Below are 12,939 nucleotides of genomic sequence, written 5' to 3'. Positions count from 1 at the left end.
TCCTCCTAGTCGATCAGGTGGGGCCCGGACCGGATCGTCCGGAAGTAGTAGTTGGCGACCAGCTCCATGCGGCCGTGGGTGTCCTGGCCGATCCACGCCTGGCTGTTGCGCCAGGAGATCTCCACCCGCACGTCGTGTGCGTCGTACGAGCGCCGGTTGTGCAGGACGGTGAACACGTCGTTGGCGAGCTGGACGACGTCGACCGGGTCCGTGCCCGCTCGCATGCGCGCCTGGATGCCGGTGACCGTGTCCGTGGAGTCGTCGTCCGACACCGGGTACGGGGTCAGGCCGATTGCCCGGTCTGGGCTGTCTGGGACCTTGCCGAGCACGATCCCCGTGGCCCCGGCCGGCAGTGCGCCGCTGGGGTCGTAGGTGCCGACGTTCTCGGCGTCGAGGAGTTCGGCGACGCCCTGGAGGAGGTCGGCGTCGTGGGTGGTGCTCATCGCATCGCCCGCCTCAGCTGCGCCGCGATGATCGCGGCGACCTCGGAGCGGGCGGCATTGAGCGGCCCTTCGAGGTACTTCGCCTGCCGGCCGGGCGCGTGCCGGTAGTCCAGCTCTTCGTGCTGGCGGACCGCGTACGGGCCGTCGTACGACACTGCCGCCGTGAGTGTGCCTTCGTCGACGCTGGCCGTGCCCGTGCTCTGGAGGTAGCCCTCGTCGAGCGGCACGACGGCCTGAGCCTCGGTGAGGACGTGCTCGGCAGCGAGCACCAGGCCACGCGAGGCTGCGGCACGCAGCTCCCGTGCGACGGTCGCCCCGTTGAAGTCGAGCTGGAAGCGTGCGGCCACGGGCACTCCCTATTCGAGCTGGATTTCCAGGTGGTTGGGGGTACCGAGCTTCTTGCCGTCGCGCCGCTTGGTCTGGATGACCTTCGTGACCCGACCGTCCGGCAGCGTCACCCGCGACAGCGGCGGCACGTTCTCACCGAGGCCGGCATAGGCGGTCGACGTGGACGTGACCTGCTCACCACCAGGCGTCCGCACGGCACGGGTCTGCTCGTCGAGGAGGCACTTCACTGTGGTCGGCATCCCGTACAACGGGCCTCGGCTCGACTCGCCCGCGGGCGGCTCGACGGTGATCTCATGGATCATGAAGCGCGGCGGGATGCTACCCATCAGTAGCACCCCGTGGACACGGTCAACCGGAACTTCGACGACGGCAGCGAGGCAAGCGCGCGCGCCAGCTTCGGCGCGTAGTACGACGGCCCCGACCGGTTGTCGCCCGCACCGTACTGGAGACTCACCGAGCCGATCGTCACACCCTCCAGCGGGCCGGAGATGTCGGTCTCTGGGCCGACCTCCTCCCAGAACTCCACCTGCGCGCACACCGCTTCCGCGAACGCCGCCGCCACTTCCGCGTCGGTCGGCAGACCGTCGTCGTCGACGTCGTACACGGCCGGGATCAGGAAGTCTCGGTCCAGGAGCCGGGACGCCTCCAGCAGCAGCCGGGCCGCGTCCAGCGGGGGCGCCGCCTGGAGGTAGTTGGCGAGCTGCGTTGTGGTCGCGTAGACCCGGCCCGTCAGCCCGGCGCCCGGGGTGGGTGCCACGGAGACCCGCTGGTTCTCGACGCTCGCCCCGGTCCCAGTGACCGTCCACCGCAGCAGCCACACACCGGCCTGGGTGTACGTGACCGGCGCCGTCCACGTCTGCCCGCCACCCGACCCCGTCACAGGCGGGCTCACCGTGGTGCCGTCCGGCAGCGTCACCACCAGCACCGCATCCGTCGTGTTGTCGTAGGGATCCACAGTCAGCGACGCGGTGACGAGGTCTCCGACATCAGGCATCAGCCACCTCCACTCACAGACGTCGTCAGGGTCGGCCCGTTGGCACCGGCCGTCAGAAGCGGGCCGGAGACACCCGCAGTCAGGGACTCGGCAGGGCGCTGCAACACGGTGGCGAGGGGCCGTGCGGCAGTCGTCTCGACTGCGGTACCGAGCGTGAGCCGCTTCCCGCCGACCAGCGGCCGCGCGGTCGCGCTCCCCGTAGCGATGCCGAGGGCCAGTCGTTTGCTGACACCGAGTGGCCGGGCCGTACTGGTCTCGGCGGCCTCGCCGAGCACGAAGGTCTTGTGCCGGCTGAGGGGCTGCGCGGCGTCGGTTCCGGCGGCGACGCCCAGGGCCCGCGTCTTGGCCGAGATGAGCGGGCGGGCGGTGTCCGCCTCGGCGGCCAGGGCGAGCGCGAGAGTCTGGCCGAAGACGTTGACGTTGTCGAACTCGGCGAAGTCGTCGGCGCCGTCGGAGCGGTGGGCGATGAGCTGGAACTCTAGATCCGCATCCCCGACCCATGAAGGGCTGGTCTCCGACCGCCGGTTCGTCCAGTCGACGCCGTCCGGGGAGGTGTCCCAGAAGACCGTTCCGCCAGCCTCGCGAACTCGTAGCCATGCGTGATCCGTCGACGAGTACGGGACGGCCACTTCGCCCGGGTCGAAGTAGCCAGTCCGGGAGAAGCACACCAGATCGTCACTGGTCATGCGCAGCTCGAACCCCAAGTCGGTTCCGCCCGTGCTGCTCTTGATCAGGATCTGTGCCCACGCCTCCGTCGTCGCCCCGCCGCCTGCGTGCGAATACGCGCGCAGATACACCGAGGATTCCTGGAGGGTGTAGGTGAGGGCTGTGCTGTAGGCGTTGAAGCCGGTGTCACAGGCGACCCGGGCCCTGCCGCCCACCTCCGAGATGTTCCCGAAGGAGTTGGGCCACAGCGTTCCGTCGATCGCGTTGTCGTTGAAGTTGTCCTGCACCGTCTCCAGCAACGCCACCCGGGCTCACCCCCTCTATGCGGCTGAGGTGGCCCGCGCGATATCGCTGACGGTCAGCGTGAAGTCGGTGCCGTCCGGCGTCATCACGCAGTCGTGCTTGGTCAGCGGTACCAGGTCGGCGTCCGTGCCCGCCCCGATGTCGGGGTCGTAGCAGATGACCGCGGCGCCCACGGTGTTGCCGCTCGTCGCGGTCCACGTCACGTCGGCGGCGTCGATTGCGACCCGGTCGTTGGCGTCGTCGACCGTGACCGTGACTGACGCCAGGGCCTTGCGGCCCATGTCGGTCTGCTCGTTGGACGCGCCCGCGAGGATCGCGTCCAGAGTGTCGTAGTCCCGCATCGTGGCGTCCGACACGAGACCAGCCGCTTCCAAGAGGACCAGGACCAGGCCGTCGCTTGCGGCCGGCAGGGAGGCGTAGTGGGCGAGGCGGCCCAGCGCCTGATTGAAGACGATGTCCGCCATGGGTCAGGCCTCCTTCGGGCCGTAGCGGTGGATGAGTTCGGCCTTGGTGAGGGCGGCGATCGCGGCGGCCTCGTCGGAGTCTTGGGCGCGGCTGGTGGCGTACTCCACCCAGGCGGCTTTGGAGTCCCGCGCCGACGGCTCTGCCGGCGGGCTGCTGCTCGGCGGGTCCTGGGCGGGCGGTTCCGGGGTCTTGGGCTCCGGGGCCTTCACCGGCTGCGGCGCGGCGACCCGCGACCAGTTGGGCAGCATCTCCAGCCGGGCGTTGCGGTGCCGGTACTCGACCTCGTCGCCCGTGTTCGCGTTGCGGTACCTGTACGTCATGGGGGATCCCTCCAGCGGGGTCGGACAGAACTCGGCCACCAGCGCCCGCATCTGCGCGGTCTGCCCGGAGGCGGCCTGGTAGCGGCGGTAGCGGGCCAGAGACTCAGCCGAGCCGACCGCGCGGGACCGGCGCGGGGCGGGCGGGTGCCACAGGTGGAACAGGTCAGAGTCGCCGCGCCACATGGGGCCAGCCAGCGTCTGAAGGGCGAGAGCCCACGCTTGGTCTTCCTGGCCCCAGCCGGTGAAGGCCGGGTCCATGGGGACGCCTTCGAGGACGTCCCGCGAGAGGACGACCAGGCCGCCACCAGGCGTCCCAGGGTGGGTCTCCTGCGTCGGCTGGCCGGACATCGCGGCACCCGCCAGGACCGCCTGCGTCGCCTCCGGGGTCAGGCGGCGTACGAGCTGGTGAGGCATCGCCCACCGGGCCCGGCCGGTACGCACCTCCTCGACGGCGAACGGCGTCCCGACGCTCCACACGTCGGCATCCGCGACGATCAGCACCTCTGCGGCCGTCTGCCGCAGCGCATCGGCAACCGCCGCGCCCTTCGACCAGAGGCCGTCAGGACAGGCTCCAGTGACGATCTCCCAGCTGGGATGGATCGCCTCCCACCGGGCCCGCACGCACGCCCACACAGCCTGTCGTGGACCACCGTCGGGGCGCCACGGCACCAGCACGGCGACGCTCACACCGGCTCCCGGTAGAAGACGACGTCCCGCACCTCACCGCCGCGCGGGGCCTGGCCCGGGCCGCGGGCCCAGCGGTTGAGCCAGTCGTAGTCCCGCGCCCACCGGTCCACTTCACGGAAGTCGTGAGCCTGCATCAGCTCGACGACATCCTTGTACGGGCTGGCCATGGTGGAGTCGGCCACGGTGCAGGTCTCGACGACGACCAGGCGCAGCGACTGCCAGGGGGCTGCGGCGAGAACGTCCAGTTCCCTGCCCTGCGCGTCGATCGCTGCGGCGTCCGCATGGGGGGCGATCTCGTCGAGGCGCCGCACGTCGACCTCGATCGTCTCGGTCACCCGGTCGCCGCGCTGCGGGGCGGCGAGGGTGGACAGGTTCGAGCGCGCCATCACGTGCAGCTGCTCGCGCCCGGGCGCGGCCCCGCACGCGCACTCGTGCACGATGGCGTCCGGGTGCTTGTCCCGAAGCCGTGCGGCGAGTGCGGGGATCGGCTCGACGAGCGTCAGGTTCGGGATGCCGGCCTCGTAGTAGATCGGCACCTCCTGGCCTTCGTGGGCGCCGACGTGCACCAGCTCGGTGGGCGTGAAGCCCAGGTTCTTCAGCAGCGCGGGCAGAGCGCGCATGACGTTCGCCACCGGTCAGCCTCCTCGGGTTGCCGGGTGGCGCAGATAATCGGCCACGGTGTCGAAGTCGTCAGTGAGGTCGTCGATCTCGGTGAACCAGTCCTGGCTCACCCTGTGCTTGCCGAGCGGGGTCCCTTGCCATGCCCGCAGCAGCATCCACCCGGGCGGCCGCGTCACGACGCCCGTAGCCCGGACCCCGTGGACGTGGGCGAGGCGCTTGTCCATCCGCCCGTGCTGGCCCGACCACCACGAGGCGGCGAAGATCTCCCCGTACGGCGTCCCGGTCACCTTGGACGGGCCGTAGCGGCCGAACACCCGGTACGTCTGCGGCCGGAACGAGGCGATCGTCTCCAGCGCGGCATCGGTGAAGTACACGTCCCCGAGGAGGAGCACCGTGCGGCCGGCCTTCGCCCACAGGTGCCGGGTGGACGTGTACTCGCACAGGCCGCTGCCGTCCTGCTCATGCACTGTCACCCCGGGCACCCGGTACCGGGCGTCCCCGGCCGGGGCGGTCACGTGGACGTCGTCGGTGAGCTCGCGGACCTGGCCGACGGTGCGGTACAGCAGCGGCACCCCGTGGTGTGCGGTGAGCGGTGCCAGATGCTTCGGGACCCCGAGGTGGTTGCCCCACTTCTCTGGGGAGCCTGCGCACGCGATGATCACCCGCACCCGAACACCACCTCCGCAACGTCTCGAAGCCGGTGCTCCCACAGATGCCGCTCACTGATCAGCGTGATCGCCGCATCCGTCATCTCCCGCCGGCGCCCAGCGGTGAGCGCGTCGATGCGGCGACCCAGGGCGGGGAAGTCCCCGCGGTCGTAGAGCAGCATCACCTCGTCGGTGAAGCCGAGTTCGGCCATGCCCTCGACACGCGGGTGCGCGAGGAGACCACCGCGGCCCATCGTGCAGACGACCCGGTCCGACCAGTACCGGGCGGCTTCGGCGGAGTCGCCGAGGACGAGCTCCGTTGAGGCGTACAGGGTGCCGAGGTCGGGGCCCCAGACGGGCCGTGAGCGGCCGTACTGCACGAACCGGTGCCCCCACCTGCGGCGGGCCCAGTTCAGCAGTGCGGGGCGGTGCTGGCCGTGGATGTCGGGCACGTAGCCGCCGACGAACACCGCCTGCCCGGGGAAGCGGCGCCGGTCCGGGGCGCTGCGGCCGAGCCAGCGGCGGCCGAGCGGCGGAGGCAGCCAGAAGTGATTCACCCCCCGCTGCAGAAACTGCTCCTGGTGGCCGCCGTCGGCAGTGAACACGAACTGGCACGACCACCACGGATCCACACCGATCTGCCGCTCACGACGGCCGATCCCCCAGTACAGATCGAGGTGCAGGCCGACCGTGGCCGTGCCTGCGTCCTCGATCTGGCACAGCATCGCCCCAACGTCGCCGGTGGGGTCGTGGCCGTGGGTGCGGGCCCAGATCATCAGGTCCGCGCCCTTGCACGCCCGTACGACGTCGTCGGCGGGGATGCCCCGGGCGGGGAGGTGGAGCATGTCCCAGCCGAGTTCCTGGCCGCCTTCCGTGAGGCAGTCCTTCCAACGGTTCAGGTGGAGCGGCCGGGGGGCGCCGAGCACAACCACACGCACGGCGCCCCCTTTCACCCGCCACCCCACCTCACCCAGGAGGGGTCAGGAGCCGGTGCCGTCGCTGATGACGACGGCCCGGTTCGCGTCGAGGGTCTTCGTGCCGTACAGGCAGTCGACCGAGACGACGGTCTGCTTGTACTTGATGTCGTAGTCGTAGACCACGCGCAGCGCGAACCCCTTGTAGTTCATGATCGTTGCGTCCTGGGCGCCCGGAGGAACCTCCAGCGTCCGGGTCACCAGGGCGAACGCCGTCTTGTGGAAGGCGACGCTCTCCTCCGGGTCCGTGACGTTCTGCGTCATGTACGGGTCGAACCCGGACACGCGCCCACCGAACGAGGCCTCCCGCAGGCCCTCCGTGTCACCCCGCTTGTCCGCCTCACGCCAGGTGCGCTCCGCCACCCAGCGGGACTTCGTCAGCGGACCGACGACCACGCGCCGCTCCGACGGCGGGACATTCTGCTGGTCCAGGACCCGGCCGGCCTCGATGAGGACACGGGAGTCGGACCACGGGTAGGCCCCGCCGGGGTAGTTGTAGTCCTCCCCGGCGGTGTTCTCCGCGACGGCGCCGATGGCCTGGGTGACGTCGTCGCGCAGGGCCAGGAGATCGCGGTCGATCTTCTGGGCCATCGCCTCCATCATCGGGTCGAGGAGCTGCTCGCCGAAGTCGTTGATCTCCAGCGTGAGCTGCTCGGTCGTCACCGCGACGGAGACGTCCGGGAAGTGGTTGAGGACGACCGGGAAGCCGGTCTCGGTGGCGTTCTGCGGCACGATGCCGGTGCCGCGGTCGAACTCCGTCGCGGTGAACGTCGCGGGCTTGCGCACGGTGATCGTGTCACCGACGCGGCCGGCGAAGTCGGCCTCGTAGTCGCGGTGGACGAGCATCGCCATGTGCGTGGACTCGTACAGGGTCGCCAGAGCCCGGCGGGCGATGATGTCGGGGGTCAGGAACGTGTTGGCCACGGGAGCCTCTCTCTATGAGGGCTCAGCCGCCGCGCGCCTTCCGGCGTGCTTCGCGGTGAGCTTCGATCGAATCGTCCTTGGGGCGTCCTCCGGTCCCGCCGGAGAAGTCGCCCGATGTGCGCGCGGGCGCCGGGGCCTGCGCCTTGAGCTTGGGGTTGTCGTCGACCGCCTTCTTGATGGCGGCCTGTACTGCCTTCGCGAATCCCTCGTCGGACGGGTCCAGGCCCTTGATCGAGTTCAGGAAGGCGCGGCTGTCGGTGAGGGCGTCCGGGTCGGCGCCGAACTTCGAGGCGCCCCGGTACACCGCCAGCTCGACCGCGGTCTCACGGTGCGCGGCGGTCGCCTGCTCGATCCTCGCGGTCAGCGCGGCCGGGTCGGGCGGGGTGTCCTTGTCGTCCTTGATCAGGCCGAGGGCCTTGCCGAGTTCCTGCACGATCTCCGTGCGGGCCTCGTCGGCCGCGTTCTTCTTCGCGGTCGTCCGGGCCTTCGCCGCGTCCGCGTTCGCCGTCTTCAGCTCCTTCTGGAGCCGGGCGATCGTCGTAGCGGTGTCCTCCCCGTCGTCCTTCCTGGCGGGCGGCTTGGGCTTCGGCTTGCTGTCCTTGCCCGCGTCGTCCTGGCCGTCGTCGTCGCCGGTCCCGCCAGCGCCGTCGTCGTCCTGGCCGTCGTCGTCGCCGGTGCCCGAGTCGTCACCGCCGCCGTCGTTGGATCCGGAGCCGTCTCCGTCCCCGCCGTCGGCGTACCACGGGGCGAAAGGGCCGTGACCGTACGGGTGGACCCAGCCAGCGCCAGCCAGCCGGGGGAGGGTTCGCTTCTGCATGTCGTGCACTCCCGGTGCGCGTAGGAAAGCCCCGCACCCGGCGGGGCTGTACTGCAATCCGGCCCGCACCCGGCGGGCGGAAGACTCTGGTCAGCGGGCTGTCTCCAGCTGCTCGCGGTGGGCCTTGCGCGGCAGACCCGTCTCGGCGGTCAGCTCACGGATCCGCCCCTGATACGCCCGCGCCCGGGCACGCGCGGCCGTGCGCTTCGCGTCGTCCATGGCCACGTCCTCCAGGCGCTTCCACTTCCGCACCTGCCGCTCGAAGTACCGCTGCCGCTGCGAGTCCTCGTACGTCCCCCGCGACGCCTGCACAGGCGGGATCCGGGAAGCACCAGGCAGGTACGCGGAAACGGTGTGCCGGCAGTTCGGGTGCATCAGCCCCGCCGTGCGAGCTTCCGGCAGAGACCCAGCCACCTGCACGGTGACCATCTCGCCGTCCTCGGTGGCGTGCTCCACCTGCACGTCCCGCTTCCCGGGCGCGCCCGTGCGGGCGAGAATCTTCCGCTCCCACGGGCGGCACAGCGGGCACTCCTCCGGCGCCTGCGACACCAACACCAGCTCCACCCCGGCCGCGCCGAGACGCTCGGAGTGCGCCTCGACGGCGGCCCGGCCGACCGCCGACCGCATCGCCATCTCCACGTAGCTCCGCAGCTCCCACGAGCGCCCAGCCCGGTCGACGAAGCCCGTGACACCCCGGTTGGCGAACGCGTCGAGGGCCGACTGAGCGGCCTGCCTGCGGGTCTGCGCACCCAGGACGGGAGCAGCTGCCGCGCGGCCGATGACCTCGCGGTAGGTGTCCATCGTCTGCCGCAGGATCCGCAGGTACACGGGCCCGGTGTCGTTGATGACGGCAGCCGCCAGACGGTCGACGACCGGCGCCGTGGGCAGCGCAGTCGCAGCGGCTGCCGTCTGCCCCACGCCGAGCGCCCCCAGCTCCGCCACGGCCGCCTGCTGGCCACGCTCGTACGCCTCAGCAAGGGCCTCGTGGATGGCGCCAGACGCGTCCGTTTGAAGCGCCCCCAGAACTTCGTCGATGGCGGCCTGGAGGTTGCCGACGGCCGCCAACTTCAGCTCCACCCACGCGGGGCTGTCGATGCCTGCCGCGAGGGCCTGGCGCAGCTTCTGAAGCAGTGCGCCCTCGGCGGCCTCGTACAGATCGGCGACGGCGGCGGCGAGGTCTTCGGCCATGGCCGGCGAGACGGGCACAGCCGACCACCCCCTGAGCTACGGAAGCGCGCCGGTCTGCATCGGGTCCGGGACGGCCTGCCCGGTCTCCGCCTGAATCCGCCGGACCTCGGCCTCGACCAGGCCCTTGTCCCACTCAGGGTGGACCATCCTTACTCGCGTCTCGGTGGACGCCGCCATCGCCCGGTTGAGGACGTCGGCCGTGTTCGCCAGCGACAGCGGGTCCTCCTGCACCGAGTCGTAGAACTCGATGTTCGGCCGCTGCGGGACCACCTTCGTGCCGAACACGTGCCGGTCGACAGCGAGGAGGGCGTGTACTGCGTTGCCGAGGCCCGGCCGGGTCCGCAGAATCTTGCGGCCTCGGGTGGTCATCGACCTGCGTTCCTTGGCGTTGGTCTCCGTCGCGGTGATCGCGACGTCCCCGCCGATCCCGAAGGTCTGCCCCGAGTAGCCGGCCGACCTCAGGATCTGGTTGACGAGATCCTCAGCGGTGTCCCGGTGCTCCTGGACGCGGATGTCGAACTGCGCCACGGTCAGCTGATTGCTGTCGCCGCGCGCGAGCATGTCGATGCCCGCGAACGCCTCCTGGTCCGGGTTCCAGGACGCCCCGCGCCCCGGTCCGTTGGACTGGAGGTACGCGTTCGGGACGACGATGCGGCCCTTGCCGAGACGGATGTCCCGCATCCACGAGGCGTACGTTTCGTCGAGGGCATCCATGATCGGCTCGACGCCGTCCAGGTCGGACCGGCCGAGGTGCTGGAGCAGCGGGTTGCACCGCCACCGGCGGGACACATCGTTGGGGATGTGCGAGACGTCCAGGCCCTCGTAGCCGGTCTCCACCAGGCCTTCGTCGGTGACGACCTCGGCGAGCCCCTCGGTGGCCGGGTGGTCCTCCAGCGGCACCCGGTGGCCGAGCTTGGACTTAGTGCCCTGGAACAGGCCGTGCTCGATGACGCCGGGCTCGTGCCGCTCCAGGTGGCGCCAGACCTGGCCATCCTCCTCGTGGACGATCCGCCAGAACGTCACCGCGGCGAGCCGGTTCCATCGGAACTCCGGGACGGCGCGGTCGGCGTGGACGGCGTCGAGCCACGGCCGATCGGCAAGGGCGGTGTCGTACACCGGCCGTAGGTACACGCTGCCCAATGCGGCGCCGACTTCGGCCGCGGCCTGGAGGGTGGCGAGCATGCCGTCATCGACCAGCTCGTCAAGGCGTTCCTGCGTCGCCGTGTCCTTGTCGTCGACGGTGAACGTCGGCGGCTCGGAGAACAGCAGGTTCGCGGAGCCGCCGCAGAGGTCGCCGGCGATCGGGACGTGCAGCTTGGTGCGGCGTTCTCCGGGTGCGGTGGGTGTGCCCCACCACCAGCGGGCCAGCTTGCCGACGACGCCGCCCGCGTACTGGAGCCGCTTGGGGTCGGGGCCGCCGCCGTTGCTGCCGCCGTAGAGGGTTTCCAGCCGGTCGGGGTCGCCGGACCACCAGGTGTCCCAGACGTGCATGGCGTCGAGGGCGGGGGCGAGTGCTGGCGGGGGCCAGGGGACGTTACCCGTGGGCAGCGGCATCGGTCACCTCCCTCTCGGAGCGCCAGGCACGGAAGTTCTTCGCGTACACCCAGCCGTATGCGAGCGCTGACGCCAGGAACCCGTACTGCCTGGTCGATAGTGCGTAGGCGACCCACAGGAGCTGAGCCCCGAGGCCGATGGCCCAGCCGAGGGCGCGCTTCCGGCCGGCGAAGTAGAGGCCGGTCACGCCGACTGCGGTGAGCAGCCACGACCACCAGGCGATCACGCGGCGACCTCCAGGCGGGTTGGTAGGTACGGCCGCCACAGGGACTCAGTCGTCCGGATGCCGTACCGGAGCGCGTCAACGCTGTGGTCGTCCTGCTTGATCGGCTTGTCCTCGCCGTGCTCCGCCGCCTCGTCATCCCAGCTGTAGCCGGGCATCTCGTCGATCAGGCCCTGCGCGGACTCGTGGATGAACAGGTCGTCGGTCGACAGCAGTGAGGACACCGTGCGGATGCCGTCGAGGACGGAGTTGTCGGCCTGGGTGACGCCGAGCACGCGGTCGCGGTGCAGCTGCTCGATGTACGAGCTGGCGGACGGGTCGACGACCGTGAACTCCGGGGCCACGCCGATCATGTTCGTACCCGGCTGTGGAACCTTCGCGAGCCAGGTCCGGCGGGCCTTGGAGTACTCGGAGTCGGTCATCTGCTTCCGCTCGCGGCGGGAGTCGTACCGGTACTCGGAGACGACGTACAGCTTCCGGTCCGCGCCCAGGCCGATCAGGACGTCGGCGTACGGGTTGACGGTGCCGTAGTCGATCGCGTCGCACAGCCAACGGTCGATGCGGGGGAGCGTCGAGACGACGTGCTTCTTCGCGTCGAAGCACTCATAGATCGCGCCCTCACTCTGCACCCAGTGGCCGAGGATGTACCGCCGGTACCAGAGTCCGACGAACGCCTTCTTCATGCGGGCCACGTACTCGGCCGAGAGCGCGGGGTTGTCGTCGAGGGTGAAATGCCAGGTTCGGATGCCGAGTTCGTCGGCCCTGAGCAGCCACTCTTTCCTCAGCCAGTGCCCGGGGTTGTCGGGGTTCGTCGTCCCGAAGATCAGGGCACCGGGGACGGACATGCGGTCGATGAGCCGCTTGAAGAACTCTTTCGGCACGAGCGTCATCTCGTCGACGTACGCGCCGGCGCCCGTGAGGCCGCGGAGTCGGGCCTCGGCCTTGGCGTCGTTGGCGGTGATGACCTCGATCTGTTTGCCGAGGATCCATGCGACGCTGGAGCCGCGGGTGTAGGACACGAGCTTGGCGACTTCTGGGCCGACGATGCTCGGGTCCTGGAGTGGCCCGAAGACGTTGCGGGCGACGGTGTCGTAGGTCTTGCCGACGACGACCAGTTGCCCGCCGGACGGGGCTGTCGCGACGTACATCAGCCAGCGCAGCAGCGACGCGATGGTCTTGCCCGACCGGACCGAGCCCTCCCACACGTTCAGCCAGGCCGTGGAGTGCGCGATGGAGATCTCTTGCTTGTCGGACAGCCGTAGCTCAGTGGTCCCCATGCCGGGCCCGGAGCGTGTCGAAGAGGTTCGTGAGCAGTGAGCCGACCTGGTCGGCGCCGCCCTCCTCCTTCGGCGGGGAGAGCCTCAGTGACCGGTCGACGGCGGTGGCGACGAGGGACATGTACGCCCGCTTGTCGCCGGGGGTCGGCTCGGGTGCGTCGTGGGTGTCGAAGTCGTGCTCTTTGCCGCCCCAGTCCCAGTACGTGTGGGGCTGGTTGATCTTCGCGGCCTCGCGTTCGGCGATGTCCTGGAGCTTGATGGCGAAGGCGGCGCGGCGGGCGGCGAGGTCGGCCTGGCGGATCTCGGTGGCCTGGCGTACCTCGGCGGCCCGGGAGAAGGAGAGGCCGAGGTCTTTGGCGATGGTGCTGATGGTGCGGCCGCCGCGTCCGAGGATCTCGGCGATTTCGTTGCGGCCCTTGCCCTCGGAGTGCAGCTGGCGGACGCGCTCGCGTTCCTTGTCGGTGACCGGCTTGGCTGTGCCCATGCGC

The 12,939-nt window shown here is 70.5% G+C and carries 17 protein-coding genes; all 17 read right to left on the bottom strand.

Features of this window, described 5'->3' with window-relative positions; translation table 11 throughout:
* Positions 1-5: 5 nt before the first annotated feature.
* Positions 6-443 (bottom strand): minor capsid protein, encoded by a 438-nt coding sequence (locus HW837_RS03845; RefSeq protein WP_193382353.1) that lies wholly within the window; start codon positions 441-443, stop codon positions 6-8.
* Complete coding sequence (locus tag HW837_RS03840) at positions 440-790, bottom strand: minor capsid protein (RefSeq protein WP_060903417.1); 351 nt, start codon at positions 788-790, stop codon at positions 440-442. Before HW837_RS03840 ends, HW837_RS03845 begins: the two co-directional genes overlap by 4 nt.
* A gap of 9 nt (positions 791-799) precedes the next feature.
* Positions 800-1,117: a hypothetical protein gene (locus HW837_RS03835; protein ID WP_060903416.1), complete on the bottom strand. Its 318-nt coding sequence runs from the start codon at positions 1,115-1,117 to the stop codon at positions 800-802.
* Entirely contained in the window at positions 1,117-1,785 is a 669-nt protein-coding gene (locus HW837_RS03830; protein ID WP_060903415.1) for a hypothetical protein, read from the bottom strand. The genes HW837_RS03835 and HW837_RS03830 overlap by 1 nt, the downstream gene beginning before the upstream one ends.
* On the bottom strand, positions 1,785-2,756 hold the full coding sequence (locus tag HW837_RS03825) for a hypothetical protein (protein ID WP_060903414.1): 972 nt from the start codon (positions 2,754-2,756) through the stop codon (positions 1,785-1,787). Before HW837_RS03825 ends, HW837_RS03830 begins: the two co-directional genes overlap by 1 nt.
* Before the next feature lie 15 nt (positions 2,757-2,771).
* Positions 2,772-3,218 (bottom strand): hypothetical protein, encoded by a 447-nt coding sequence (locus HW837_RS03820; protein WP_060903413.1) that lies wholly within the window; start codon positions 3,216-3,218, stop codon positions 2,772-2,774.
* A gap of 3 nt (positions 3,219-3,221) precedes the next feature.
* Entirely contained in the window at positions 3,222-4,226 is a 1,005-nt protein-coding gene (locus HW837_RS03815; protein WP_193382354.1) for a hypothetical protein, read from the bottom strand.
* Positions 4,223-4,858 (bottom strand): FkbM family methyltransferase, encoded by a 636-nt coding sequence (locus HW837_RS03810; RefSeq protein ID WP_193382355.1) that lies wholly within the window; start codon positions 4,856-4,858, stop codon positions 4,223-4,225. Before HW837_RS03810 ends, HW837_RS03815 begins: the two co-directional genes overlap by 4 nt.
* 3 nt (positions 4,859-4,861) lie before the next feature.
* Positions 4,862-5,515 (bottom strand): hypothetical protein, encoded by a 654-nt coding sequence (locus tag HW837_RS03805; RefSeq protein WP_193382356.1) that lies wholly within the window; start codon positions 5,513-5,515, stop codon positions 4,862-4,864.
* Positions 5,506-6,432 (bottom strand): glycosyltransferase family 1 protein, encoded by a 927-nt coding sequence (locus HW837_RS03800; protein ID WP_193382357.1) that lies wholly within the window; start codon positions 6,430-6,432, stop codon positions 5,506-5,508. The genes HW837_RS03805 and HW837_RS03800 overlap by 10 nt, the downstream gene beginning before the upstream one ends.
* A 42-nt stretch (positions 6,433-6,474) precedes the next feature.
* Entirely contained in the window at positions 6,475-7,392 is a 918-nt protein-coding gene (locus HW837_RS03795; protein ID WP_060903408.1) for a major capsid protein, read from the bottom strand.
* 22 nt (positions 7,393-7,414) lie between these two features.
* Positions 7,415-8,209 (bottom strand): hypothetical protein, encoded by a 795-nt coding sequence (locus HW837_RS03790; protein WP_193382358.1) that lies wholly within the window; start codon positions 8,207-8,209, stop codon positions 7,415-7,417.
* A gap of 90 nt (positions 8,210-8,299) precedes the next feature.
* Positions 8,300-9,415: a phage minor capsid protein gene (locus HW837_RS03785; RefSeq protein ID WP_193382359.1), complete on the bottom strand. Its 1,116-nt coding sequence runs from the start codon at positions 9,413-9,415 to the stop codon at positions 8,300-8,302.
* A gap of 18 nt (positions 9,416-9,433) precedes the next feature.
* The gene (locus HW837_RS03780; RefSeq protein WP_193382360.1) at positions 9,434-10,951 is read right to left on the bottom strand and encodes a phage portal protein; all 1,518 of its coding nucleotides are present in this window, start codon (positions 10,949-10,951) and stop codon (positions 9,434-9,436) included.
* Entirely contained in the window at positions 10,932-11,177 is a 246-nt protein-coding gene (locus HW837_RS03775; RefSeq protein ID WP_193382361.1) for a hypothetical protein, read from the bottom strand. The genes HW837_RS03780 and HW837_RS03775 overlap by 20 nt, the downstream gene beginning before the upstream one ends.
* Entirely contained in the window at positions 11,174-12,451 is a 1,278-nt protein-coding gene (locus tag HW837_RS03770; protein WP_193382362.1) for a PBSX family phage terminase large subunit, read from the bottom strand. Before HW837_RS03770 ends, HW837_RS03775 begins: the two co-directional genes overlap by 4 nt.
* Complete coding sequence (locus HW837_RS03765; protein ID WP_193382363.1) at positions 12,438-12,935, bottom strand: helix-turn-helix domain-containing protein; 498 nt, start codon at positions 12,933-12,935, stop codon at positions 12,438-12,440. The genes HW837_RS03770 and HW837_RS03765 overlap by 14 nt, the downstream gene beginning before the upstream one ends.
* Positions 12,936-12,939: the final 4 nt, after the last annotated feature.

The sequence above is a fragment of the Streptomyces caniscabiei genome (assembly GCF_014930365.1).
In the GTDB taxonomy this organism is placed as follows: domain Bacteria; phylum Actinomycetota; class Actinomycetes; order Streptomycetales; family Streptomycetaceae; genus Streptomyces; species Streptomyces caniscabiei.
The sequence above is the reverse complement of the archived record's forward strand: the minus strand, read 5'-3'. Positions and strand labels throughout refer to the sequence as shown.

Bases quoted from the DNA above. Each gene is read 5' to 3' on its own strand.
- HW837_RS03845 (WP_193382353.1), bottom strand. From the start codon at position 443: ATGAGCACCACCCACGACGCCGACCTCCTCCAGGGCGTCGCCGAACTC.
- HW837_RS03835 (WP_060903416.1), bottom strand. From the start codon at position 1,117: ATGGGTAGCATCCCGCCGCGCTTCATGATCCATGAGATCACCGTCGAG.
- HW837_RS03830 (WP_060903415.1), bottom strand. From the start codon at position 1,785: ATGCCTGATGTCGGAGACCTCGTCACCGCGTCGCTGACTGTGGATCCC.
- HW837_RS03820 (WP_060903413.1), bottom strand. From the start codon at position 3,218: ATGGCGGACATCGTCTTCAATCAGGCGCTGGGCCGCCTCGCCCACTAC.
- HW837_RS03790 (WP_193382358.1), bottom strand. From the start codon at position 8,209: ATGCAGAAGCGAACCCTCCCCCGGCTGGCTGGCGCTGGCTGGGTCCAC.
- HW837_RS03780 (WP_193382360.1), bottom strand. From the start codon at position 10,951: ATGCCGCTGCCCACGGGTAACGTCCCCTGGCCCCCGCCAGCACTCGCC.
- HW837_RS03770 (WP_193382362.1), bottom strand. From the start codon at position 12,451: ATGGGGACCACTGAGCTACGGCTGTCCGACAAGCAAGAGATCTCCATC.
- HW837_RS03765 (WP_193382363.1), bottom strand. From the start codon at position 12,935: ATGGGCACAGCCAAGCCGGTCACCGACAAGGAACGCGAGCGCGTCCGC.